Below are 20862 nucleotides of genomic sequence, written 5' to 3' on the forward strand. Positions count from 1 at the left end.
TCCCTTCTTCACCTCCCGCGGGTTTGGGCCCCCGGGCAAAAACCCCACCCCGTCCCCCCCCCCCTCCCCGGGTTTTTGGGGCATCGGGTTGCCAGGGGGGGCCCGGTTTCCTTCCGGGCCCGCCGCTCGTCGATTCGCCGCCGCCTCAGCCCGCATGCGCATACGGTGTGAACGGCGAACCTGTCGGAAACAGGCGAAGCCCAGTCACGTTTCTGCAAGGGGAGGGACTCACCTTGGAATCCACCGTGTTCACGCGCCGCGCAATGCTGGGGACGGGCGCCGGCCTGGCCGCCGCCGGGCTGCTGATGACCAACGCCTCGCCCGCGTCCGCGGCCTCACCCCAACCCGAACATCAGACGCGGGATGGCGGAGCGACCGCATGCCTGCGCCGCCTGGAACGCGAACACGACGCGTGTGTAGGGGCGTTTGCACACAACCTCGCCACGGGCGCGACCGTGTTACACCGCGCACACGACCGCTTCCCCCTTCTCTCCGTCTTCAAGACCCTCGCCGCGGCCGCCGTCCTGCGCGACCTCGACCACAACGGCGAGACACTGTCCCGCCGCGTCCGCTACACCAATGACGACCTGATCCCGAACTCGCCCATCACCTCCGAGCACCTCGCCACCGGCATGACCATCGGCGAACTGTGCGACGCCGCCATCCGCTACAGCGATAACGCAGCCGCAAACCTGCTCCTCAAGGAACTGGGCGGCCCCACCGCCATCACCCGCTTCTGCCGCTCCACCGGCGATATGACCACCCGCCTGGACCGCCGGGAACCCGAACTCAACTCCTCCGAGCCCTGGCGCATCACGGACACCACCACCCCGTACGCCATCGGACGTACCTACCGAAACCTCGTACTGGGTACGGCACTTGAGCCCTGTGATCGCGCGCGCCTGACCGATTGGCTGCTGCACAACACCACCAGTGGCGAACGATTCCGCGCCGGCCTCCCCAAGGACTGGACCCTGGCTGACAAGACCGGTACAGGCGCGAGCTACGGCACGTGCAATGACGTCGGCATTGCATGGACGGCGGACGGCACACCGATCGTCCTGGCCGTCCTCACCCGCAAGCCCCACCCCTCCCAGACCGGCGACAACCCCCTCATCGCCAAGACGGCGGCCGTACTGGCGTCGGCCGTGGGCTGACCGAGCAAGCGGATCGATCCCCTTCTCAGGAGAGCAGCCTCAGGCCTGCAGAAGGGGTCGGTCTTGTCGGCGGCTTCGCCTGAGACGGCGTCCTATGCGGTGATCGCTTGTTGAGCTGTCCATGGGGGCCTGGTCGACATGTCTCAGGATGCGCTCCTGCGGCGGAGGCGGTGGTAGAGCTCTACCGCCAGGGCGATACAGCGGTTCCAGATCTCGATGCCGTCCTTCAGCGCCATCACGGATGCGATTGTGCTCCTGCGAACGTCCCGCCCCTCAGGCCGTCGACAGCTGGTGCGCGAGTCGGTCCAGCCCTCCCCTGATCAGCTGCCCGTACTCGTCGTCACCGAGTTCACCGACCGCGGCACGTCCGCGCGAGAGGTGATCGCGGGCGCGGTCGAGGTCGCCGAGCCTCCGGTAGACGTCCCCGAGGTTGAGGTGCAGAGACGGATAGAAAACCACGACCGAGCCGGCGACACCGCCCTGCCGAGCCCGCTCGTCCGATATCAGGTCCGCCACCTCCAACGCCCGTAAATCCCAGACCAGTTCCGCACGCGGATCGTCCTGGACATCGGCCATCGAGTGGGCGAGCACGCAGCGATGTAACGCGTCGCCGGTGGCGCCGATCGCGTCCCAGAGACCGGCGAACAAGCTGCGGGCCGCCTCCCGTTCGCCGCTGTGGCTCAGTGCGATACCACGGCTGATCTCGGCCATCATCGGGTCGGGCTCGGTCATACGGGCCCTCCTCGTCAGCACGGAGAGCAGCGCTCACGAGCGTACGGGTTGTGGCAGCCCACCGGGTGATCTTCCTCACGCACCGGCAACTGGGTAAGGAACTCCTCCCGTATGGGGTCTGGGTCGCCCGTGACGGGTGGCTCAGCCGGCGCCATGGCCTGACCTGTGATCACATCCTCGCCGCCGAGGTGGTGCTCGCGGACGGCTCCTCATCGAGGCGTCACAGGACCTGCGCCGAGGCCGGGCGCGCCCCCGACACGCTGCGCCGGATGCTGGTCACCGGGTCGACCACGGGCGAAGTGCTCGCTTCGGCGGCAGCCTTCGAGGACGCCGCAGGGCTTTTCGGTGAAGCCGGCTTCACCGACCTCGTCGTCAACTGGCCGAGGGACTCGCCCCCCGTACAAGGGGCAGCTGGCGGTGCTGGAACGGGTAGCCGAGACGCTCAGCCGCTCTGACCGGTCGACGGCACCCGACCGGGATACCGCGTCCCTTGCTTGGGCCGCACCACCACACACTTCGGCGTGCGTGATCTGATGGGCGCTGATCGCTTTGCCTACGTCCACTCCGTTCGCGATCGAACGGACTACGGTCAGGGACGCATGAAATCCTCATTACGGCAGGGGCAGGGGCAGGGGCAGGGGCAGTTGCGGTGAAGTTGCTGGGGCTGCTCATTGATGTGACCCCGTTACGGCGATATCCGGCGTTCCGCCGGCTGTTCGGCGGGCAGTGCATGACTCTGCTCGGCAGTCAGGTCACACAGGTCGTCGTGCCGTGGCAGGTGTACTCGATCACCCACTCCTCGGTGAGTGTGGGAGCGGTGGGACTGGCCGCTCTGCTGCCCATGGTCGTCTTCGGCCTGTACGGCGGAGCCATCGCCGACGCGATGGACCGGCGGCGGCTGGTGATGCTGGTGGCGTCCGGTTCGGCGCTGGTGAGCGTGGTGCTGGTCGCCCAGGCACTGGCGGGGCTGGACAACGTGTGGGTGCTGTACGGGTGCGTCGCGGCGCAGGCGGGCCTGTTCGCAGTCGACCTGCCGGCCAGACGAGCGCTGGTGCCCCGGCTGGTCGGGCCCGACGACCTGACGGCCGCCAACTCGCTGCTGTTCCTGGTCTTCTCCTTGGGCGTCATCGGTGGCCCGCTGATCGGCAGCGCCATGGTCGCCATGGGCGGTTACGGCATCGCGTATCTCGTGGACATCGTCGCCTTCGCGGTGGCCATCACGCTGCTGCGGGGGCTGCCGAGCGTTCCGCTGCCGGACGGGGGACGTCGCGCGGACTTGAGATCCGTAGTCGAGGGCCTTCGCTTCATCCGTAAGCGTCCGGTGCTGTGGATGTCCTACGGGCTGGACATCGTCGCGACCGTCTTCGCGATGCCGACCGCGCTGTTCCCCGCCCTGGCCGTGGAGCGCTTCCACGGCAGTACCGAGACGGCCGCCTACCTCTCCGCGGCCCTGGCGGCGGGGACCCTGCTGGGAACGGTGTTCAGCGGCTGGCTCGGCTCGGTGCGGCGGGTCGGACTCATGTCGATCGGCGTCGTCATCGCCTGGGGAGCGGTGCTTGGGGCGTTCGGACTGGCCCAGGAGCTGTGGCTGGCGCTGCTGCTACTCGGGGCCGCCGGCGCGGCCGACACTTTCAGCGCGGTGCTCCGGACCTCCGTGATCCAGCGGGAGACCCCGGACGCACTCGTGGGCCGGACGTCGGGGGTGCTGACCATCGTCGGAGCGGGAGGGCCGCGCCTCGGTGACGGCCGGGCGGGATTCGTCGCCGGTGCCATCGGTCCCGGAGCGGCGGCGGTGGTGGGTGGTGTCACCTGCGTCGCGGCGGTGCTGGCGCTCGCCGCCGCGGTGCCGTCCTTCCGGCGCTACCGCATCGCACCGCAAGGGGACGAGCCGACGAGTGACGTGGCGACCGCCGACGCGTCCGAATCGGTGAAGGGGAGCGGCGCCGAGGCTCACTGACTTTCCTCCAACCTGGCGGTGAGGTCTCTGTGTTGAGCGCGACGGCATGTACACACGGGTCGTCTGTCACGGCGACGATCCCGTGCGATGGCTACGCCAATTCCCAAGGTTTTGCCGCTGAAATCCCCGCCATCCGGCCGGACGGCCCGAACGACAAGGGGGGAAGAGTGAGAAACCAGCCATACGGTCTTCGTCACATACTGCCTCGCACCCCTCGCACCCCTCGCCCGCCGTCCCGCTGCCGACCCGGCGGAGCTGCCCCTTCTCGCCGCCCGATCCGCTCGCCGAGTACCGCGAGCAGGAGCCGATCCGCCTCCTGCGCTACCCGGACGGGCACCAGGGCTGGCTGGTGACCAGCCACCGGCCGGCCCGGGAGATCCTTGCCGACGCCCGGTTCAGCGCCCGGTCCGAGCTCAAGCGGGTACCGGTCGCCCGCCCTGGCGCCGACCCGTTCATCGGCCAACCGGCCCTGCCCGGCTGGTTGGTGGACATGGACCCGCCGGATCACACGCGCTTCCGCCGTCTGTTGGCCGGGCAGTTCACCTTCCGCGCCGCGGTGCGAAGGTGAACGGGCGGCCCTCCAGAGTCCGGTGCGTGTCGGGTTCCTTGCCGAGGCGGTGTACGCCTGGGCCGCCGTGCCCGACAGTCGTGCGCGGGCCCACGGGCCGCGCTCTCTGCGGCTGCGGGGACACCGGCGACCGCTGCGATAGGACTAATCACCGCTGCGGGTGATGCCCACACTCACCGCGCTTCCCTGCGACAACACTGGGGAAGGCAGCGCGTGCACTGCCCAACCGCCTTATCCGGAGAACGAATTGAGACGCTCCACCCTCGCTCTCTCCGGCGTCCTCGCGACGCTCGCGCTGACCGCAGCGCCCCCACTTGTTCCCCCGGCTGCGGCCTTGCCCGGGCACGTCTGCTTCTGGCCCGAGCCAGGAGAGACGGGCCCGGGAGGCGGCTGGTGCTACAACCCCGCGCCCGGCGGGTTCGCGGTGCCCGCCGACCACGTGCTCCGGCACGCCAAGTCGTTCGGCTCGCAGGTCGACAAGACCGTGTACGCCCTCCACTTCCCCAGCCAGGGACGCTGCCTGCAGCGCACTATCCGAGGCGGTGACTACTCAGAGAACTGGGAGTGGTGGGACAAGCTCGACGCGGTCGACACCGCGCGGCACGCCGACTGCGAGCCGGGGTGAGCACAACGGGGCGCACGCGCGCCGCCGTGCTCACCGCGGTCTGCCTGCTGGCCGCGCCCACGTGCCTGGCCGGCTGCGGCACGCCGCGCGAACCGGCCGTCTCACTCAGCCCGGCCGACACGCTCAAGGCCGCCCAACTCCTGCTCACCGACCGCTGCCTGACCCGACAGGGGCTTACCCCACCGCGCCCCGGCCACCCGCCCACGAGTGCGGCCGACGCCCGCCGCGTCGACCGCGCGCTGTTCGGCACCGGACGGGCCGAACTCACGCTCACCCTGCCCAGCGGGCACGTCATCGGCCACCACACCGACGGCTGCCTGGCGGCCGCGGAGCGCCTCCTCTACGGGGACCAGCGCCGCTGGTTCCGAGCGGTCACAACCGTCAACAACCTCAAGTCCAAGGCCCCGTCGCGCGACCGCGCCGCCTACCGGGAGCTACGCGCGCACGCGCTCACCGAGGCGAGGGCACTGCTCACCGCTGAACTCGACGAACCGTCCGCAGAGCACAACGAATTCACTGCCGAACGCGACGAAAGGCCCCCCTCATGAAGCAGCCCGTAGCCCTGCTCGCCGCCGCCCTACTCGCTACCGGCGTGGGCCTGGCCACCGCCACACCCGCATCGGCCGCGAACTGCCCGAGCGGCAACTTCTGCGTCTGGACCGATGCCAATTTCGGTGGGCAGCGCATGAATGCCTCGGGCGACGACGAATGGTGGGAGAGCTGGATCGCCGACGAGGACTCCTCCTGGGCGAACCACGGGATCTCCGGCCCCGGCGTCAAGGACCACGTCAAGGTCTACGAGGACTCCATCCAGTGGCCCTCCACCGGCGGCAACATGACGATCTGCCTCCGCCCCGGAGACGAGGTCGGCTACAACGCCACCGCCAACGACCGCGGCGACGCCCATGTGTGGGCCATGGGCTGTTAGGCCCTGTCCGACGGGGTCGTGAAACCGGGAGCGCCCGCACGTTGCTCCGCTCGGTGTGGAGCGGGGTGACGTGTCGGACCAGGAGTGGGCTCGATCAACGGCGCACTCTTCCGGAAGTCGGTCGAACGATCAACACACTCAAGGGCTTCCGGGCCGTAGCCACCAGCTATGACAAGGGAGTGCATGTTTTCCACGGCACCATGACTGTGACTGCCATGAGACTGTGACTCTGCTCGTGACTCGCCGAACAGTGTCTAGTAGCTGAGTGCGGCGAACCAGTCGTCTCGGCCTTGGCGGGTGAGGTCGAGGAGGTGCCATACCGGGCTGAGCAGGTCGATGCCCCGCTGGTCGATGTCGTCGGACATCCGGGGGTGCACCGAGTAGAAGTGGCGTACCGACCCGTTGTCGTCGCGGGTGAACACTGACACCGTCGAGTCCTGGTGGCCCTCGGCGTCCTCGCTGCCCAGGTCGTATTTGAACGTACTGGACCCGGCGCTGAGCAGACGCAGATTCGTCCACTGCCGGCTGCGGGCATGCGCGCGGAGCGTGGGCAGGTCGGCCGCGGCGACGATCGCGAGGTCGACGTTCTGCGCGACGTGGTGGGCCACTCCGTTGAACCCATCGAGCCACATCGTGCACATGGGGCACGGATCGGTCTGCTTCTTGCCATACATGAGGTGGTAGACGACCAGGTCACGCCCGCGCCGGGTGAACAGTTCCCCCAGGCGCACGGTCCGCGTCGGCGCGTCACCGGCCTGCAGATCAGCAGGGCCCTCCTCGAACACGTAGTCATCGACGACAGGGCCCAGCGGCAACCGGCGACGCAGGTCGGCGACGCGTTCACGATGGCGCATCAGGTCGATCTCGGCTTGCCGCAACTCCTCACGGGCGCTGACGTAGTCGGCCGACTCCCCAGTGAGATTGGTCTGACGCATCGCTACCCCCGGCCAAGCGGCTGTCTGGTGGCCACCATCTGCTCTGGCCCACCACCGTATGCCTGCGCACAGGGCTCGCCAGGCAGCGAAACGACAAGGAACTGGTCAGTGCACTCCTATGGATCAACCAAGATCCACCGGCCACGCCTTGGTCGCGTTGGCCTGGACGGCCAGAGCCCAGGCCAGCCAGCACCGTGCAACAACCTGAGCCGGGCGGGACTCTGTCGCCGAAAGCACTTCAGGTCAGCGCCAGGGGGGATGTCCGTGCCTCGTGCTATGCAGGCTTGCATGACGGACACGACGTACTCCGAATTGCTGGAAACCATCGATGAGTTCGCTGGAAAGCTGGACCTGCATGAGCAGGCGGCCTGCCTCTACGGCCTGATCGCTCCCCTGCTCGACCGCGTTGAGCAGGAGGACGAGGAGTTGAGCGATGAGCCCGTGCTGTCGACCGCGGATGCGGTGCAGGGGATCCGCAAAGCTGCTGCTGGGGAGCCGACCGACGTCGATGCGGTCCATGAGCAGCTGACCGAAGTGGGTCTGTGCTACTCCGAAGACCAGGACCCGGAGCGACACATTGTGTCCCAGTCAGCCTACGCGTCGGCGGCCTGGCTGCGCCTGCGGACAGGGCGGACACTGCGTACCACGAGATACCTTGAGGGTGACGACGAGGATCTGATCCCGCCGTTCGCTCCGTCGACGTTCACGCAGATTGTCGACCTTCTGGCTTGGACTCGATCGGGCCAGGTGTATTGCCACTGGGAGGACGCCACAACCGCTCCCGAGGACGATCTTCCGGCCGCGACGCGCGAGCTCCAGGTGATGCACCTGGAGATCACCACCTGAGGTAGTCATCAGGGGCGGATCACGGCTTCGATACCAACGCGCCAGTTCCGCATCCTGCGGAAAACGCGCGGCTCCGTTCACCTTCCCGACGGGCCTTGCCGAGTGTCCCCCTGCGCTGCTGGGCACCGCCCCCACTCGGCTCCGGCCTCGGCGGGTACCCACTCGCGGCCGGGCACACCACGAGGGCGTTCATCTCGTAGGCGTCCTCACGGGAGAGCTTCGGGCAGGGCCGGAGGCTCTCGCTGATGTGATCAGGAATGTGCGGCTATCAGGGCAGCGGCTCTCAGCCGCCGCGGCGCACCCGGGCCGCCTTGCGGGCCTCGGCGAGCTTACGGGCCTCGTTGGCCTTGCGGGACTTGCCGCCGGTGCCGCGGGAGGCGTCCTTGCTGGTGCCCAGGCCGCGGAAGGGGGCGTTGGTGTTCTTGGCCCGGGGCGCCGCGGGCCCACCGTCGAGCGGGGTGCCGGAGGGGGCCTTGGCCCCGGTGATCCGGCTCAGCTCCGCCTCACCCGAGCGCACCTTGGTGATCGTCGGCTCGATGCCGGCCCCGGCTATCAGCCGGCTCATCTCGCGGCGCTGGCTCGACAGCACCAGCGTGACGACGCTGCCGGACTCACCGGCCCGAGCAGTGCGGCCCGCGCGGTGCAAGTAGTCCTTAGGGTCGGTGGGCGGGTCGACGTTGACCACGAGATCGAGGTCGTCGACGTGCAGACCACGGGCCGCGACATTGGTCGCCACCAGGACGGTGAGCTGGCCGTTCTTGAACTGTGCGAGGGTCCGGGTGCGCTGCGGCTGGGACTTGCCGCTGTGCAGGGCCGCGGCGTGCACTCCGCTGGCCCGCAGATGCCGGGTGAGCTGGTCGACCGCGTGCTTGGTGTCCAGGAACAGCAGTACGCGGCCGTCGCGGGCGGCGATCTCCGTGGTGACGGCGTACCGGTCGGGGCCGTGGACGACCAGCACATGGTGGTCCATCGTCGTGACCGCGCCCGCGGACGGGTCGACCTCGTGGACGGTCGGGTCGTGGAGGTAGCTGCGGACCAAGTGGTCGACGTCGCGGTCCAGTGTGGCCGAGAACAGCATCCGCTGGCCGTCGGGGTGTACCTGGTCGAGTGCCTCGGTGACCTGCGGCAGGAACCCCATGTCGCACATCTGGTCGGCCTCGTCGAGGACGGTGATCCGTACCCGTTTCAGGCTGCAGGCCTTCCGCTCGATGAGGTCGTGCAGGCGGCCAGGGGTGGCGACGACGACCTCGGCCCCGTCCCGCAGCACAGCGGCCTGCCGGCCGATCGACATGCCGCCGACCACCGTGACCATCCGCAGCCGGAGCGCGTCGGCATAGGGCGCGAGCGCCTCGGTTACCTGCTGGGCCAGCTCCCGGGTAGGCACCAGGATCAGGGCGAGGGGCTGCTTCGGCTCCGCGCGCCGCCCGGCCGTCCGTGCGAGCAGCGGCAGGCCGAAGGCGAGCGTCTTGCCCGATCCCGTGCGCCCGCGCCCTAGGACGTCGCGTCCCGCGAGGGCGTTGGGCAGCGTGGCTGCCTGGATCGGGAAGGGCTCGCGCACGCCGAGCTCGGTGAGCGTTCGCAGCACCTCGGCGGGCAGTTCCAGGTCGGCGAAGGAGGCGACCGGGGACACCGTAGAGGTGAGGGGTACTGGCCGGGCGAGGTCGCCGTGCGAGGTGCCGAGACGGTCCGGGTGGTTCATGAAGAGCCTTCCGCATGGGGAACGTACCGAGGAAGGCCCGGCAGGAATGAGCAGTCGACGAACAGTGGGAACCGCACGGACGGAGAATCGCCAGCCGTCACGGCCGTCCAAACATTTGAGGGTAACACAAAGTGACAGTTCAACCCGGGGCTGTGGTGCTGATCGCTCCGCCTGCGTAGGTGACGCGACACAGACCGAGAGCCATTTCCGACGTGCCTAGATCTAAAACTGACGGACTCAGACGCCGGGCGGGCGAAGCCCGGCCACCGCCCATTTCGCCCGCGTGGACAGCTGGCTGAGCGCCTTCGCCGACTCCTTGCCGATCGTGTCCAGCAACAGCTTGCCGTGCGCCATCGTCGTACGCGCGAGTTCGGCGTCACCCGCCTCGACCGCGGCGAGCGCCAGCTCCAGATGCTGCTCCGTGATCAGTCGGCCGAGTCCACGGCGGTGCCACTCGGCAACCGCCCCGTCCGGCGGGGCGCCGTCGGCGCCGACCGCCGCCCGTGCCCGTTGCAGTGCCCGCCCCGCTGCGGCGAGGTCGCCCTTGCCGCGCTCAAGTCGGGCCAGTACGTACGCCTCCGAGGCCCGCTCCCATCCCGTGTCCTGAAGCGAGAGGAGGTTGAACTGGGCGCGAGCCGCCTGTGCGTGGTCGCCGATGCGCTCCAGTGCGCGGCTCAGCTCGCGCAGCCGGGTCGCGTCCGGGCCCGTGTCGTCCAGCATGCGGATGAGCGCGACCCGGGCGTTCTCGATACGACCCTGCCGGTGGGCCAGCTCGATCCAGGTGAACTCGCTCTCCGTGGCCACCTCCCTCCCGTACCGCTCGGCGTCCTCGGCGCGGGCCCACTCCACGGCTCCGGCGCTGTCGGTGACTTGCCCGGCAGTGGCCGGACGCAGCAGCGAAACGTCCTCCTCCTGTCCGTGCAGCGCCACCAGCATCGCGGCCAGCCGCCGTTCCTCGAACCTCTCGGTCCGGGCGGCATTCTCGCTTTCCAGCAGGAAACGCAGCAGCGGCAGGTCGCCGCCACGGCGGTCGTACTGCGCCGCCCGCAGCACTCCCGTCCGCAGCACCGGGTCCTCCGCCGCTTCCTCCCGCGCGCCGAGGTCGCCGGTGCGTATCCGCTCCAGCGTCTCCCGCCCCGGACCGAGGACCACGTCGGGCAGGGACTGGCGGAAGGGTTCCTCCAGTTGGTAGGCGCAGAGTTCGTCCGAGTTGAGCAGGAGGTAGTCCGGCTCGGTGCGCCGGGTGGCCGACTCCGACAGGGCGTTGAGTTCGACCAGTGACCGGACCGGCAGACCGAGACCCCTGATCAACGCCGCTCGCTGTGCGTCCAGTTCGGGAGCGAACTCCTCCCGCGCCTCGTCGTCCCCCTCACGTACCGCGGCGAGCAGGCCCTCCTCGTCCAGCTCGGGGGAGACGTTCTCGCACCACGCGGGCAGCCGCACGAGGATTTCGAGGGCCTCGCCGACACTGTCGGCGAGCAGCGAGGCATACCCGTCGGAGGACGCGTGGAGTACGGCTGTTCCCTCGCACAGGAAGTACGTGCCGCCGGTGTCGTCACCGGCGATGGGCTCCAGCGACGCACCGGAAGCCAGGTGTACCTCCTCGACGTGGTACGCCCGGCTCACATCGAAGTCGAAAGGGAAAGCAGCCAGTTCGGCGAGATCGGGGCGGGTGCGCAAGAGATCCAGAACGCGGTCGGTCATACGACCGAACCCTAAAGGCTGTCTCGTGGCGCCGTGATCAGCCTCCGTTGAGGCCGAGGTTGTGCATGTGGGCGACGCCGCCGGTCGCCCAGAAGGCGCCGTCGCCCTTGAGGCGGCAGTCCCGGAGGATCTTCCAGTTCTTCATGCGGGCGAAGGTGTGCTTCACACGGGCGGAAGTGTGCTTCACGCGGGCCCGGACCTGCCGGTGCGAGGTGTTGTGCGCTCTTTCCCGTCGGGCAGCCGGTTCTGTCCGGCCCGGCGCCGGTGGGGCATGAGGACGCCGGTGCCCTGGTCGCCGCCGCCAGCGCGGACGGTCGCGTCCTCCATGCCCCTCTCAGCCCGCCGTCTCCCCGGCGTCCGGGGCCAGTACGCCCGCTGCGATCAGGGCGAAGAGGACGATGCCCAGCAGGATGCGGTAGATGACGAAGGGCATGAAGCTCTTCGTGGAGATGAACTTCATGAACCAGGCGATCACGGCATAGCCGACGACGAAGGCGATCAGCGTGGCGAAGATGGTGGGGCCCCAGGAGACATGGCCCTCGCCGGCATCCTTGAGCTCGAAGACGCCCGATGCCACCACCGCCGGGATGGCCAGGAGGAAGGAGTAACGGGCGGCGGATTCACGGGTGTAGCCCATCAGCAGACCGCCGCTGATCGTCGCGCCGGAGCGGGAGACGCCGGGGACCAGCGCCATGGCCTGGCAGACGCCGTACAGCAGACCGTCCCTGACCGTGAGGTCGTCGAGCGACTTGCGCTGCTTGGCGGCACGGTGCCGGCCGCCGAGCTCGTCGCGGGCGGCCAACCGGTCGGCGATACCGAGTACCACACCCATCACGATCAAGGTCGTCGCGATCAGCCGGAGGTCGCGGAACGGCCCCTCGATCGCGTCCTTGAGGGTGAGGCCCAGCACACCGATCGGGATCGAGCCGACGATGACCAGCCAGCCCATCTGGGCATCGTGGTTGTGCCGCAGCTCCCGGTTGAACAGCGAGCGGGCCCACGTGGAGATGATCCGCCCGATGTCCTTGCGGAAGTAGATGATGACGGCGGCCTCGGTGCCGATCTGCGTGATCGCGGTGAAGGCCGCGCCGGGGTCGTGCCAGCCGGCGAACGCCGCGGTCAGGCGGAGATGTGCGCTGGAGGAGATGGGCAGGAACTCGGTCAACCCTTGGACGAGTCCGAGGACGAACGATTCAAACCAAGTCATGGAAACTACGCTATCCAGGGGTGATCAAGCGCTTACCGGCGCGGGCGGGGAGAAAGCGGACGGTGGCGGCGGACGCGGATCAGATCATCGACCGACTGGGGCAGCGTAGCGCCCGTAGATGTCCGGCCGCCCAAAGGGCCCTGGAGATACGACGGATTCCAGGCGGGGGGCCTGCCATGTGGGGTGCTGTGCCTGCCCCGCCCCGTACGCCGCACTCTCCTCGATGAGCGCGCCCGCCTCCCTCGATGGGCGCGCCCGCTCGTGTCCTCGCCCCCGCTCGTCCGCGCCCCGCCCGTCCACGTCCGCGCCCCGCTCGTTCAGCGCCCGCGCAGCGCCTTGCGTTTGCGCCACGCCACGACCATCGCGCCCAGACCGCTGAGCGCGATGAAGCCCATGGAGAGCAGGAACGCCGGAGAAGTGGGCGTCGAGGCCCGCGCTCCTGCGATGACGTACGCCGCGGTGTTCGGGATGCTGCCGAGCGCCGTCGCGACAAGAAAAGGGAGCCAGCCCATACGGGAGACCGCGGCGCAATAGTTCGAGGCGCAGAACGGCAGCCCGGGGAAGAGGCGGATCGCCAGCATCGACCGGAAACCGTGCTCGCTCAGCTGCCGGTCCGCGGCCGTCAGCCACCGGGCGCGCAGCAACGGGCGCAGCGCGTCCTGCCCGAGCAGCCGCCCGAGCCCGAAGGCCAGGCCGGCGCCCAGCACCGTACCGGCGAGCGCAGCGGCCAGCCCGGCCTGGCTGCCGAAGAGGGCACCCGCGCCAAGGTTCAGGATCGGGCGCGGCACAAAGGCGGTGGTACACACGCCGTACGCCGCCGCGAAGCCGACCACGGCCGCCGGGCCGGACAGCTGTGTGGGCCAGCCCTCGGCCAGCAGCCGCTGTGGCTGCCACAACAGCATCGCGGCCGCTGCACAGGCCAGCAGGACGAGCAGCAGACTCAGCCGGGACCAGGGGGAGAACAGCACACGCGTGTAGCGCGCGGCGAGGCCGTCGGGCGTCGCGGCGGGTTCGAGCATCCCGGGAGCGTAACCGACGAGCGTGCCCGAGGAGCTGTGATATTGCCCGCATTGCCCCGAAACCGGCTCGGTCGAAGGTGCACCCGGCCGCCGGGCCAGGCGCGGGGGTAGGCCAGGGCGGGGCGGCCAGCCGAGGGAGCACCGCCTACCGTCCAGCAAAGAGGAGCCGGCTGCGGCGGATTCGCCGCCCAATTCGCACCCTGATCCGGCCGGCTACATCGCGGCTGCATCGCGGATAAATCGTTCGACGCCGCAGCCCCCACCCGGCACCATATGACGTATGTCCCGGCACGCCTTCCTTCCGCTCCCGTCCGCAGTCGCGGACGAGCCGAAGGCTGCCGTCGACTTCCTCGCGGCCATCGCCGCAGCCGACTGCGCGCCCGCAGGCGCCGCCATGGTGGCAGCTGCCACCACCGTCGCAGCAGCAGCCGTCCCGGCAGCCGCCGCGGCAGACGGCGCGCGAAGCTGACCCTCTCCGGATTGTCCGGCGGACCCCGCAGGGGGAGGGTCGGACCGGCCCAGGGGTCCCCACGGCGCCAAGTCGCCGTCCTCACCGCATTGTTGCGAGGAAGAACACCATGCCCAAGACGGCATACGTACGCACCAAGCCGCACCTGAACATCGGCACCATGGGCCACGTCGACCACGGAAAAACGACACTGACCGCCGCCATCACCAAGGTCCTCAGCGACCGGGGGAGCGGCACCTTCGTACCGTTCGACCGGATCGACCGGGCCCCGGAGGAAGCCGCCCGCGGCATCACCATCAACATCTCGCATGTCGAGTACGAGACCGGCACCCGGCACTACGCCCATGTCGACATGCCAGGACACGCCGACTTCATCAAGAACATGGTCACCGGCGCGGCGCAGCTCGACGGCGCGATCCTCGTCGTCTCCGCGCTCGACGGGATCATGCCCCAGACCGCCGAGCACGTCCTGCTCGCCAAGCAGGTCGGCGTACGGCACATCGTCGTCGCCCTGAACAAGGCCGACGCCGGCGACCCGGAGCTCACCGACCTGGTCGAGCTGGAGGTACGCGAACTGCTGGGCGCGCACGGCTACGACGGGGAGCACGTACCCGTCGTACGGGTCTCCGGCCTGCGCGCGCTGGAGGGCGCACCGCGGTGGACGGCGGCGATCGACGCCCTGCTGGACGCCGTGGACACCTACGTACCCATGCCCGAGCGCTACGTCGACGCACCATTCCTCCTCCCGGTGGAGAACGTGCTGACCATCACCGGGCGCGGCACCGTCGTCACCGGCGCCGTCGAGCGCGGCACGGTACGGGTCGGCGACCGGGTCGCGGTGCTGGGCGCGGAGACCGAGACCACGGTCACCGGGCTGGAGACGTTCGGCAAGCCGATGGAGTCCGCCGAAGCCGGCGACAATGTCGCGCTGCTGCTGCGCGGCCTGCACCGCGACCAGGTGCGCCGCGGACATGTCGTCGCGGCGCCGGGCAGCGTCACACCGCGCCGCCGCTTCACCGCCGAGGTCTATGTGCTGTCCACGGAGGAGGGCGGGCGCCGTACGCCGCTGTCGACCGGCTACCGGCCGCAGTTCTACATCCGCACCGCGGACGTGGTCGGCGACCTCGACCTCGGCGAGCGCGCCGTCGCCCGCCCCGGCGAGACCGTGACCGTCGCCGTCGAGCTGGGCCGGGACGTGCCGCTGGAGCCGGGCCTCGGCTTCGCCATCCGCGAGGGCGGCAGGACCGTCGGCGCGGGCACGGTACGTACCGTCGAAGGCTGACGAGGCGGAGCGCACCGCAGAATCCCGGAGGCGCCATCCGCGCGCCAACCCTGGAGCTCCCCCTGCTCCGGAGCTCCCCCTGCGCCCCGTACCTTCCCAGGTACGGGGCGCAGCCGCGCGCCCTGGACAGGTGCTGTCCGCCTGGCGGGCGGGGTGCGACACTGCTTGCCCATCGGTCGGGCGAGCCGCGTGATCCGGGCGGACGGCCAGGGCGGGAAGGGGAGGGCGCATGACGGGTAGGGCACTGGTCCTGGGCGGCGGAGGGCTCACCGGAATCGGCTGGGAGATCGGCTTCCTCGCCGGTCTCGCCGAGGCGGGCATCGACCTCGCCGACGCCGATGTCGTCATCGGCACCTCCGCGGGCTCGATCGTCGGCGCCCACTTCACGTCGGGCCACTTCACCCTGGAAGAGATGTACACACGGCAGCTGGCCACGCCCGAGGGCCGGCCGGGCGAGGGCCGTTCATCCGAAGGCCGTTCATCCGAAGGCCGTTCATCCGGAGGCCGGTCGGACGATGGCCGGTCGGACGAAGGCCGGTCGTCCGGGCGCCGGACTGCCGCCAGGATGGGCCCGGCCGCCATGGCACGCTTCGCGGCGATCGCACTGCGCTCCCGGGACGCGGTGTCGTTCGGCGCGCGGATGGGCCGGCTGGCGCTGGCGGCCCGTACGGCCCCGGAGGCGGAACAGCGCGCGGCAATCGCCCGGACCCTGACCTTCGACGACTGGCCCGCGCGCCGACTGGTCATCACCGCGGTGGACGCGGCGACGGGGCAGCGAACCGGCTTCGACGACACCAGCGGTGTGGGGCTGGTCGACGCGGTGACCGCGAGCTGCGCCGTACCGGGCGTCTTTCCTCCGGTCACCATCGACGGCAGCCGCTGGATCGACGGCGGCGTGCACTCCAGCGCCAATGTCGATCTGGCCGCCGGATACGGCCGGGTGGTGGTCATCGCACCCATGGCCGTGAGCGGCGGGCCCATCGCCGCCCCGCGCACCCAGGGCGCCAGGCTGGCGAGCCAGGGCGCGCGGGTGTGCGTGATCACCCCCGACCGGGCGGCCAGGTCGGCATTCGGCCGCAATGTCCTGGACCCCGCCAAGCGCGCTGACGCGGCCCGCGCGGGACGCCGGCAGTCGGCCGCCCATGCCGAGGAGATCCGCGAAGTCTGGTCGAACTGATCGAAGTCCGGTCGAAGTCCGGTCGAAGTCCGGTCGAAGTCCGGTCGAAGTCCGGTCGAACTGATCGCAGACTCCCGTCCCGGAGCCGCACCTTCGACACCCCAGGTCCCAGGGCGCGCCGCACCGGACCGTCCCCCCCGACTGGCCGCGCCGCACCGGACCGTCCTCCCCGACTGGCCGTGCCGCACTGGCCCCCCCCGACCGGCCGCGCCGCACTGGACCACCCCCCCGACTGGCGCAGGGGGTGCCTCCGTCCCCCCCGACTGGCCGAGGGCATCCTCCCCGACCGGCACAATGGCACGGTGGACGAAGCACCTGAGCCGATACCCGTCACCCGGACCGTGGACTACGGCACCGCCAAGCTGATGCCGGACGTCGACCGCCCCCGCGCGTGGCTGCTGACGGTGGACGGTGCACCGCAGTCGTACGTCGACCTCGATGCGCCCACGCACCTGGAATTCGAGTACGTCCGCAGGCTCGCCTACGTCCTCGACGAGGCGGCGGCCCCCGGCCACCCGCTCGACGTGCTGCACCTGGGCGGCGGAGCGCTGACCCTGCCGCGCTATCTCGCCGCCACCCGCCCGCACTCCCGGCAGGACGTCATCGACGCCGACCGCGGGCTGCTCTCCCTGGTGACGGAACACCTTCCGCTGCCCGACGGTTCCGGCATCGGGGTACGTGCGCAGGACGCCCGTGCGGCGCTCGAAGCGGCACCGGAGGACAGCGCCGATGTGATCGTCGCGGACGTCTTCGGCGGCTCGCGGGTGCCCGCCCACCTCACCTCGGTCGAGTACGCGCAAGCCGCCGCCCGGGTGCTGCGCCCGGACGGCGTCTACGCCGCGAACCTCGCCGACAGCGCGCCGTTCGGCTTTCTGCGCAGCCAACTCGCCAATTTCGCCACGGTTTTCGCCCACCTCGCGCTGATCGCCGAACCCTCGGTGCTACGCGGCCGCCGCTTCGGCAACGCCGTGCTGCTCGCCTCGCGCGCGGAGCTTCCGGTTGCCGGGCTGGCCCGGCGGGTGGCCGGTGACGCGTTCCCGGCCCGGGTCGAGCACGGCACGTCGCTGCGGCGGCTGATCGCGGGCGCTGCTCCTGTACGAGATGCGGAGGCGGTGGCATCCCCGGTGCCGCCGGACGGTGCCTTCAGTATTGGCTGACCCTTCTGCGCTGGCTCGCCTTTTTGGATCTCTGGCCCTTTTGGATCTGTCGCCCTGTTGGATCTGTCGGCTGCCCCTTCTGGATCGGCTCAGCATCTGCTGACGTGGGCGTTGGCCTTGGCCTCGTCATCGACTTCGGATCCGCTGACGTGAGCCTTGCGCGCCGCCTCCTCCTCTTACCCCGGCAACGATTACAGAGTGTAATAAGTTCCCCTCATTGTATTACCTTGAGTGATCTGGTGAGGGGTTGCTCGGGGGTGAGGGGTTGCTGGAAGGGGTGGGTGACGTGCCACACGAACGAGTGGTCGACTGGCTGCTCGTTGTCGTGTCCTGGCGCACCAGCCGGCGTACGTCCCGCACGCACAGCACCCCTGCCGTCAGTACGGCGATCAGCGCGGAACAGCCCCACAGTGCGGCCGTCCGGCCGATGAGGTCCTGTACCGGGCCGGCCAGCGCGGTGGCCACCGGGACCACGGCCAGCGAGCCGAACCAGTCATAGGAGGAGACCCGGGAGAACTTCTCCTCCGGGATCTCCTGGTGCAGCGCCATCATCCACGTCACGGCGAAGATCTCGATCGCGATACCGGTGCCGAACATGATCGCGGTGAGCCACGCCGCCGACAGCGGAACCGCCAACGCGGCCGAGGGCAGGGCCAGCGGGAAGACGCAGAGCACACCGGTCAGCAGCAGGCGCTGCGGTTTGAAGCGGGTCATCAGCAGCGCGCCGCCCACCGTGCCCGCACCGAACGCGGCGAGTGCCAGTCCCCACGGCTTCGCGCCGCCCAGATGCTCATCGGCGACCATCGGACCGTAGACCGCCTCGGCCGCCACCACCACCGCATTGACGATGGCGAACTGCGCCACCACCGCCCACAGCCACGGCCGGGAGGCGACCTCGCGCCAGCCGTCCCGCAGATCGTGCAGCATTCCACCGCCCGGAGCGCGCTCCGGGACACCGCTGACGTCGAGAAACGCGCGCAGTGCCCCCGCGAGGGCGAACGCGGCGGCGTCGATCGCCAGCACCCAGCCGGGGCCGACGGCGGCGATCAGTGCGCCGCCGAGCGCCGCGCCGCCGATGTTCGCGCCGTTCATGCCCATGCGGAAGACGGCGAAGGCGCGGCCGGAATGCTCGCCGGCGACGCTGGCGAGCACCATGCCCTCGGAGGCGGGCGCGAAGAACGCCTGCCCGGTGCCGCCCAGTGCGGCCAGCAGTGCCATCTGCCACAGCTGCGGTTCCCCGGCCAGGACGAGCAGGGCGAACAGTCCCTGGGAGACGCAGTTGAGGGCGTTGGCGGCGACCATGACGCGATGCCGGGGGAGTCGGTCCGCGAGCGCGCCGCCGATCAGCAGGAAGAGGACGAGGGGGACCGTACGGGCGGTCGCGACAAGACCGACGTCGGTGGCGGAGCCGCCGGAGCCGAGCACCGCGAAGGCGGCCGCGATCAGCGCCCCGGAGCTGCCGAGGCCGGCGATCACCGTGGCGCCGGTGAGCAGGGTGAAGTTGCGCCCCGCCCAGGCGGGGCGGGACATCACCAAGACCGCACCGGGCGGGAGGGTGTCGTGACGGGTTGGGAAGTCTTCATGGCCGTCAACGATAAGAGGGGTGGGATAGGGGCGGGATAGGGGTGGATAGGGGTGGGATGACGCCGGCATCCGGGTTTCGTGCGGGGGCGCCGTCGTCCCGGGACGGCACCGATCACCTCGCCACACTCACCTGAGAGCTGCACCCAAAGCCGTACCTATGGCTGCACCTGGGAGCCGTGTCTGCGAGTCGCGTCTGAGGAACGCGCCTGCGAGCCGTACCTGTGAGGGGCACCTGCGAGAGGCGCCTGCGAAAGGTGGCTGTGCCTTCGCTCTTCCCAGCACAAGCTACTGGCAGGTAACATGCCTGCCATGTCCTCCGAGACCCTGCCGTCGATCGGCGAGATGATGTCGGCATCCGTGCCGATGGTGCGCACCCTGAACCTCGAGTTCACCGAGACCACCGCCGAGCGCGCCGTGGTCCGCATGCCCGACCAGCCCGATTACCACAACCACGTCGGCGGACCGCACGCCGGAGCGATGTTCACCCTCGCCGAGTCTGCGAGCGGCGCGATCGTGATGACGGCCTTCGGCAGCCAGCTCAGCCGCGCGGTGCCGCTGGCCGTCCGCGCCGAGATCGGCTACAAGAAGCTCGCCATGGGGCCGGTCACCGCCACCGCGGAGCTCGGTCGGCCAGTGGCCGAGGTGATAGCCGAGCTCGACGCCGGAGAGCGCCCCGAGTTCCCCGTGAACGTCGAGATCACCCGTGAGGACGGCGCGGTCACCGGCGAGATGACCATCGTCTGGACCCTGCGCCCCAACAAGTGAGCCGACCCGCATAGCCGATCGCATAGCCGACGCTCCGGTCGGCTGGATTTCCGGCCCGTCCTGCCGGCTTTCCTCGGCTCGTCCTGCTGGGCTTCCCCAGCCCGTCCGGCTGGGTTCCCTCGGCCCGTCGTGTACCGCGCGGCGGGCCGTTGCCGTGCCGCGCCGTCGTGCCGACCGGGCCCCGCGCCCGACCTCGCAGAGCATGTTCCCCGGGGCGTGCGTGGGACGGCTGCCGGCCACGGCGATCGAGTACGCTGCCCTGGCGCGCTGTCCGGCGCGCCAGGGAAATGACGGCACCGGCGTCACGGACCGGGCAACGGCCCACGGGGGCCCCACATCATGCGGAGGAAGCGGCGTTGCATATCCAGGAGTGGCTCGAGACCGTACCGGCCGTGAGCGTCTACCTCCTGGTGGGGGTGGTCATCGGACTGGAGAGCCTGGGCATTCCGCTGCCCGGCGAAATCGTTCTCGTCAGTGCGGCGATTCTCGCCGCGACCACGGACCACATCGATCCGGTCGTGCTGGGTGCCTGCGCGTCCACCGGCGCGATTCTCGGTGACTCCATCGGGTACCTGATCGGACGCAAGGGAGGCCAGCCACTGCTCAACTGGGCCGGCCGCAAGTTCCCCAAGCACTTTGGTCCCGATCATGTCGCGATGGCGGAGTCGAAGTTCGACAAGTGGGGTATGTGGGCGGTCTTCTTCGGCCGCTTCGTCGCTCTGCTGCGTATCTTCGCCGGGCCGCTCGCCGGCGTGCTGAAGATGCCGTACTGGAAGTTCCTGATCGCCAACGTTCTCGGCGGCATCGTCTGGGCCGGCGGTACCACCGCGCTGATCTACAGCGTCGGCATCGTCGCCGAGCCGTGGCTCAAGCGTTTCTCGTGGCTCGGCCTGGTCGCCGCCCTGGTGTTCGGCGTCGGCTCGTTCATCGTCATGAAGCGCCGCGCGGCGAAGGCCGCCGCCGAGCGCGAGGTGGCGGAGGTGCCGGTCGCCGCCACGGTCGACTGACGAGGCATCAGATCGCACTCCATAGGGCCTGACCCAGCGGGTCG

General features: G+C 70.0%; 21 protein-coding genes and 2 pseudogenes. 15 read left to right on the forward strand and 8 right to left on the reverse strand.

What is annotated here, in order from left to right; genetic code table 11:
- Positions 1–305: 305 nt before the first annotated feature.
- On the forward strand, positions 306–1157 hold the full coding sequence (gene bla, locus AB0I10_RS27420) for a class A beta-lactamase (RefSeq protein WP_363155354.1): 852 nt from the start codon (positions 306–308) through the stop codon (positions 1155–1157).
- 273 nt (positions 1158–1430) lie between these two features.
- Here the strand turns inward: bla and AB0I10_RS27425 are convergent, their stop codons facing one another.
- Entirely contained in the window at positions 1431–1889 is a 459-nt protein-coding gene (locus tag AB0I10_RS27425; protein ID WP_363155304.1) for a hypothetical protein, read from the reverse strand.
- A gap of 50 nt (positions 1890–1939) precedes the next feature.
- On the opposite strand from AB0I10_RS27425, the gene AB0I10_RS27430 reads away from it, so the two are divergent.
- From AB0I10_RS27430 to AB0I10_RS27460, 7 genes and pseudogenes are all read left to right on the forward strand, one after another.
- Positions 1940–2344 carry a hypothetical protein gene (locus AB0I10_RS27430; RefSeq protein ID WP_363155305.1) on the forward strand — a complete coding sequence of 135 codons (405 nt, stop codon included), beginning with the start codon at positions 1940–1942 and terminating at the stop codon, positions 2342–2344.
- Positions 2345–2538: 194 nt separating this feature from the next.
- Entirely contained in the window at positions 2539–3846 is a 1308-nt protein-coding gene (locus AB0I10_RS27435) for an MFS transporter (protein WP_363155306.1), read from the forward strand.
- Positions 3847–4195: 349 nt separating this feature from the next.
- Positions 4196–4414, forward strand: a complete 219-nt coding sequence (locus AB0I10_RS27440; RefSeq protein ID WP_363155307.1) for a hypothetical protein — start codon at positions 4196–4198, stop codon at positions 4412–4414.
- Positions 4415–4661: 247 nt separating this feature from the next.
- On the forward strand, positions 4662–5039 hold the full coding sequence (locus tag AB0I10_RS27445; RefSeq protein ID WP_363155308.1) for a hypothetical protein: 378 nt from the start codon (positions 4662–4664) through the stop codon (positions 5037–5039).
- The gene (locus AB0I10_RS27450; RefSeq protein ID WP_363155309.1) at positions 5036–5587 is read left to right on the forward strand and encodes a hypothetical protein; all 552 of its coding nucleotides are present in this window, start codon (positions 5036–5038) and stop codon (positions 5585–5587) included. Before AB0I10_RS27445 ends, AB0I10_RS27450 begins: the two co-directional genes overlap by 4 nt.
- The gene (locus AB0I10_RS27455) at positions 5584–5967 is read left to right on the forward strand and encodes a peptidase inhibitor family I36 protein (protein ID WP_363155310.1); all 384 of its coding nucleotides are present in this window, start codon (positions 5584–5586) and stop codon (positions 5965–5967) included. The genes AB0I10_RS27450 and AB0I10_RS27455 overlap by 4 nt, the downstream gene beginning before the upstream one ends.
- A gap of 113 nt (positions 5968–6080) precedes the next feature.
- A pseudogene (locus AB0I10_RS27460) lies at positions 6081–6194 on the forward strand (IS5/IS1182 family transposase); the annotation flags it as partial.
- 27 nt (positions 6195–6221) lie between these two features.
- On the opposite strand, the gene AB0I10_RS27465 reads toward AB0I10_RS27460, so the two are convergent.
- Positions 6222–6902: a DUF899 family protein gene (locus tag AB0I10_RS27465; protein ID WP_363155311.1), complete on the reverse strand. Its 681-nt coding sequence runs from the start codon at positions 6900–6902 to the stop codon at positions 6222–6224.
- A gap of 288 nt (positions 6903–7190) precedes the next feature.
- On the opposite strand from AB0I10_RS27465, the gene AB0I10_RS27470 reads away from it, so the two are divergent.
- Positions 7191–7748, forward strand: a complete 558-nt coding sequence (locus AB0I10_RS27470) for a hypothetical protein (protein WP_363155312.1) — start codon at positions 7191–7193, stop codon at positions 7746–7748.
- Positions 7749–8031: 283 nt separating this feature from the next.
- On the opposite strand, the gene AB0I10_RS27475 is transcribed toward AB0I10_RS27470, so the two are convergent.
- The 5 genes and pseudogenes from AB0I10_RS27475 to AB0I10_RS27495 form a co-directional block, all read right to left on the reverse strand.
- Complete coding sequence (locus AB0I10_RS27475; protein WP_363155313.1) at positions 8032–9447, reverse strand: DEAD/DEAH box helicase; 1416 nt, start codon at positions 9445–9447, stop codon at positions 8032–8034.
- Positions 9448–9684: 237 nt separating this feature from the next.
- Positions 9685–11151 carry a hypothetical protein gene (locus AB0I10_RS27480; protein WP_363155314.1) on the reverse strand — a complete coding sequence of 489 codons (1467 nt, stop codon included), beginning with the start codon at positions 11149–11151 and terminating at the stop codon, positions 9685–9687.
- Positions 11152–11188: 37 nt separating this feature from the next.
- A pseudogene (locus AB0I10_RS27485) lies at positions 11189–11451 on the reverse strand (IS5/IS1182 family transposase); the annotation flags it as partial.
- A gap of 34 nt (positions 11452–11485) precedes the next feature.
- Complete coding sequence (locus tag AB0I10_RS27490; RefSeq protein ID WP_363155315.1) at positions 11486–12358, reverse strand: undecaprenyl-diphosphate phosphatase; 873 nt, start codon at positions 12356–12358, stop codon at positions 11486–11488.
- 317 nt (positions 12359–12675) lie between these two features.
- The gene (locus tag AB0I10_RS27495) at positions 12676–13377 is read right to left on the reverse strand and encodes a VTT domain-containing protein (protein WP_363155316.1); all 702 of its coding nucleotides are present in this window, start codon (positions 13375–13377) and stop codon (positions 12676–12678) included.
- A gap of 280 nt (positions 13378–13657) precedes the next feature.
- On the opposite strand from AB0I10_RS27495, the gene AB0I10_RS27500 reads away from it, so the two are divergent.
- From AB0I10_RS27500 to AB0I10_RS27515, 4 genes are all read left to right on the forward strand, one after another.
- A complete protein-coding gene (locus AB0I10_RS27500) occupies positions 13658–13846 on the forward strand; it encodes a hypothetical protein (RefSeq protein WP_363155317.1) in 189 nt (62 codons plus the stop codon).
- A gap of 109 nt (positions 13847–13955) precedes the next feature.
- Complete coding sequence (tuf, locus tag AB0I10_RS27505) at positions 13956–15128, forward strand: elongation factor Tu (RefSeq protein ID WP_363155318.1); 1173 nt, start codon at positions 13956–13958, stop codon at positions 15126–15128.
- A 229-nt stretch (positions 15129–15357) separates the two neighbouring features.
- Positions 15358–16305, forward strand: a complete 948-nt coding sequence (locus tag AB0I10_RS27510) for a patatin-like phospholipase family protein (protein ID WP_363155319.1) — start codon at positions 15358–15360, stop codon at positions 16303–16305.
- A 365-nt stretch (positions 16306–16670) separates the two neighbouring features.
- Positions 16671–17462, forward strand: a complete 792-nt coding sequence (locus AB0I10_RS27515; RefSeq protein ID WP_363155355.1) for a fused MFS/spermidine synthase — start codon at positions 16671–16673, stop codon at positions 17460–17462.
- A 222-nt stretch (positions 17463–17684) separates the two neighbouring features.
- On the opposite strand, the gene AB0I10_RS27520 is transcribed toward AB0I10_RS27515, so the two are convergent.
- The gene (locus AB0I10_RS27520) at positions 17685–18992 is read right to left on the reverse strand and encodes an MFS transporter (RefSeq protein ID WP_363155320.1); all 1308 of its coding nucleotides are present in this window, start codon (positions 18990–18992) and stop codon (positions 17685–17687) included.
- Between the two features lie 363 nt (positions 18993–19355).
- Here AB0I10_RS27520 and AB0I10_RS27525 point away from each other — a divergent pair, with 363 nt between their 5' ends.
- Both AB0I10_RS27525 and AB0I10_RS27530 read left to right on the forward strand, forming a co-directional pair.
- Positions 19356–19811: a DUF4442 domain-containing protein gene (locus AB0I10_RS27525; protein ID WP_363155322.1), complete on the forward strand. Its 456-nt coding sequence runs from the start codon at positions 19356–19358 to the stop codon at positions 19809–19811.
- Between the two features lie 356 nt (positions 19812–20167).
- Positions 20168–20818, forward strand: a complete 651-nt coding sequence (locus AB0I10_RS27530) for a DedA family protein (protein WP_363155323.1) — start codon at positions 20168–20170, stop codon at positions 20816–20818.
- The last annotated feature ends 44 nt before the right edge of the window (positions 20819–20862 follow it).

This window comes from Streptomyces sp. NPDC050636, assembly GCF_040654775.1.
GTDB lineage: Bacteria > Actinomycetota > Actinomycetes > Streptomycetales > Streptomycetaceae > Streptomyces.

Bases quoted from the DNA above. Each gene is read 5' to 3' on its own strand.
- bla (WP_363155354.1), top strand. From the start codon at position 306: ATGACCAACGCCTCGCCCGCGTCCGCGGCCTCACCCCAACCCGAACAT.
- AB0I10_RS27425 (WP_363155304.1), bottom strand. From the start codon at position 1,889: ATGACCGAGCCCGACCCGATGATGGCCGAGATCAGCCGTGGTATCGCA.
- AB0I10_RS27455 (WP_363155310.1), top strand. From the start codon at position 5,584: ATGAAGCAGCCCGTAGCCCTGCTCGCCGCCGCCCTACTCGCTACCGGC.
- AB0I10_RS27465 (WP_363155311.1), bottom strand. From the start codon at position 6,902: ATGCGTCAGACCAATCTCACTGGGGAGTCGGCCGACTACGTCAGCGCC.
- AB0I10_RS27470 (WP_363155312.1), top strand. From the start codon at position 7,191: ATGACGGACACGACGTACTCCGAATTGCTGGAAACCATCGATGAGTTC.
- AB0I10_RS27475 (WP_363155313.1), bottom strand. From the start codon at position 9,447: ATGAACCACCCGGACCGTCTCGGCACCTCGCACGGCGACCTCGCCCGG.
- AB0I10_RS27480 (WP_363155314.1), bottom strand. From the start codon at position 11,151: ATGACCGACCGCGTTCTGGATCTCTTGCGCACCCGCCCCGATCTCGCC.
- AB0I10_RS27490 (WP_363155315.1), bottom strand. From the start codon at position 12,358: ATGACTTGGTTTGAATCGTTCGTCCTCGGACTCGTCCAAGGGTTGACC.
- AB0I10_RS27495 (WP_363155316.1), bottom strand. From the start codon at position 13,377: ATGCTCGAACCCGCCGCGACGCCCGACGGCCTCGCCGCGCGCTACACG.
- AB0I10_RS27500 (WP_363155317.1), top strand. From the start codon at position 13,658: ATGTCCCGGCACGCCTTCCTTCCGCTCCCGTCCGCAGTCGCGGACGAG.
- tuf (WP_363155318.1), top strand. From the start codon at position 13,956: ATGCCCAAGACGGCATACGTACGCACCAAGCCGCACCTGAACATCGGC.
- AB0I10_RS27510 (WP_363155319.1), top strand. From the start codon at position 15,358: ATGACGGGTAGGGCACTGGTCCTGGGCGGCGGAGGGCTCACCGGAATC.
- AB0I10_RS27515 (WP_363155355.1), top strand. From the start codon at position 16,671: ATGCCGGACGTCGACCGCCCCCGCGCGTGGCTGCTGACGGTGGACGGT.
- AB0I10_RS27520 (WP_363155320.1), bottom strand. From the start codon at position 18,992: ATGTCCCGCCCCGCCTGGGCGGGGCGCAACTTCACCCTGCTCACCGGC.
- AB0I10_RS27525 (WP_363155322.1), top strand. From the start codon at position 19,356: ATGTCCTCCGAGACCCTGCCGTCGATCGGCGAGATGATGTCGGCATCC.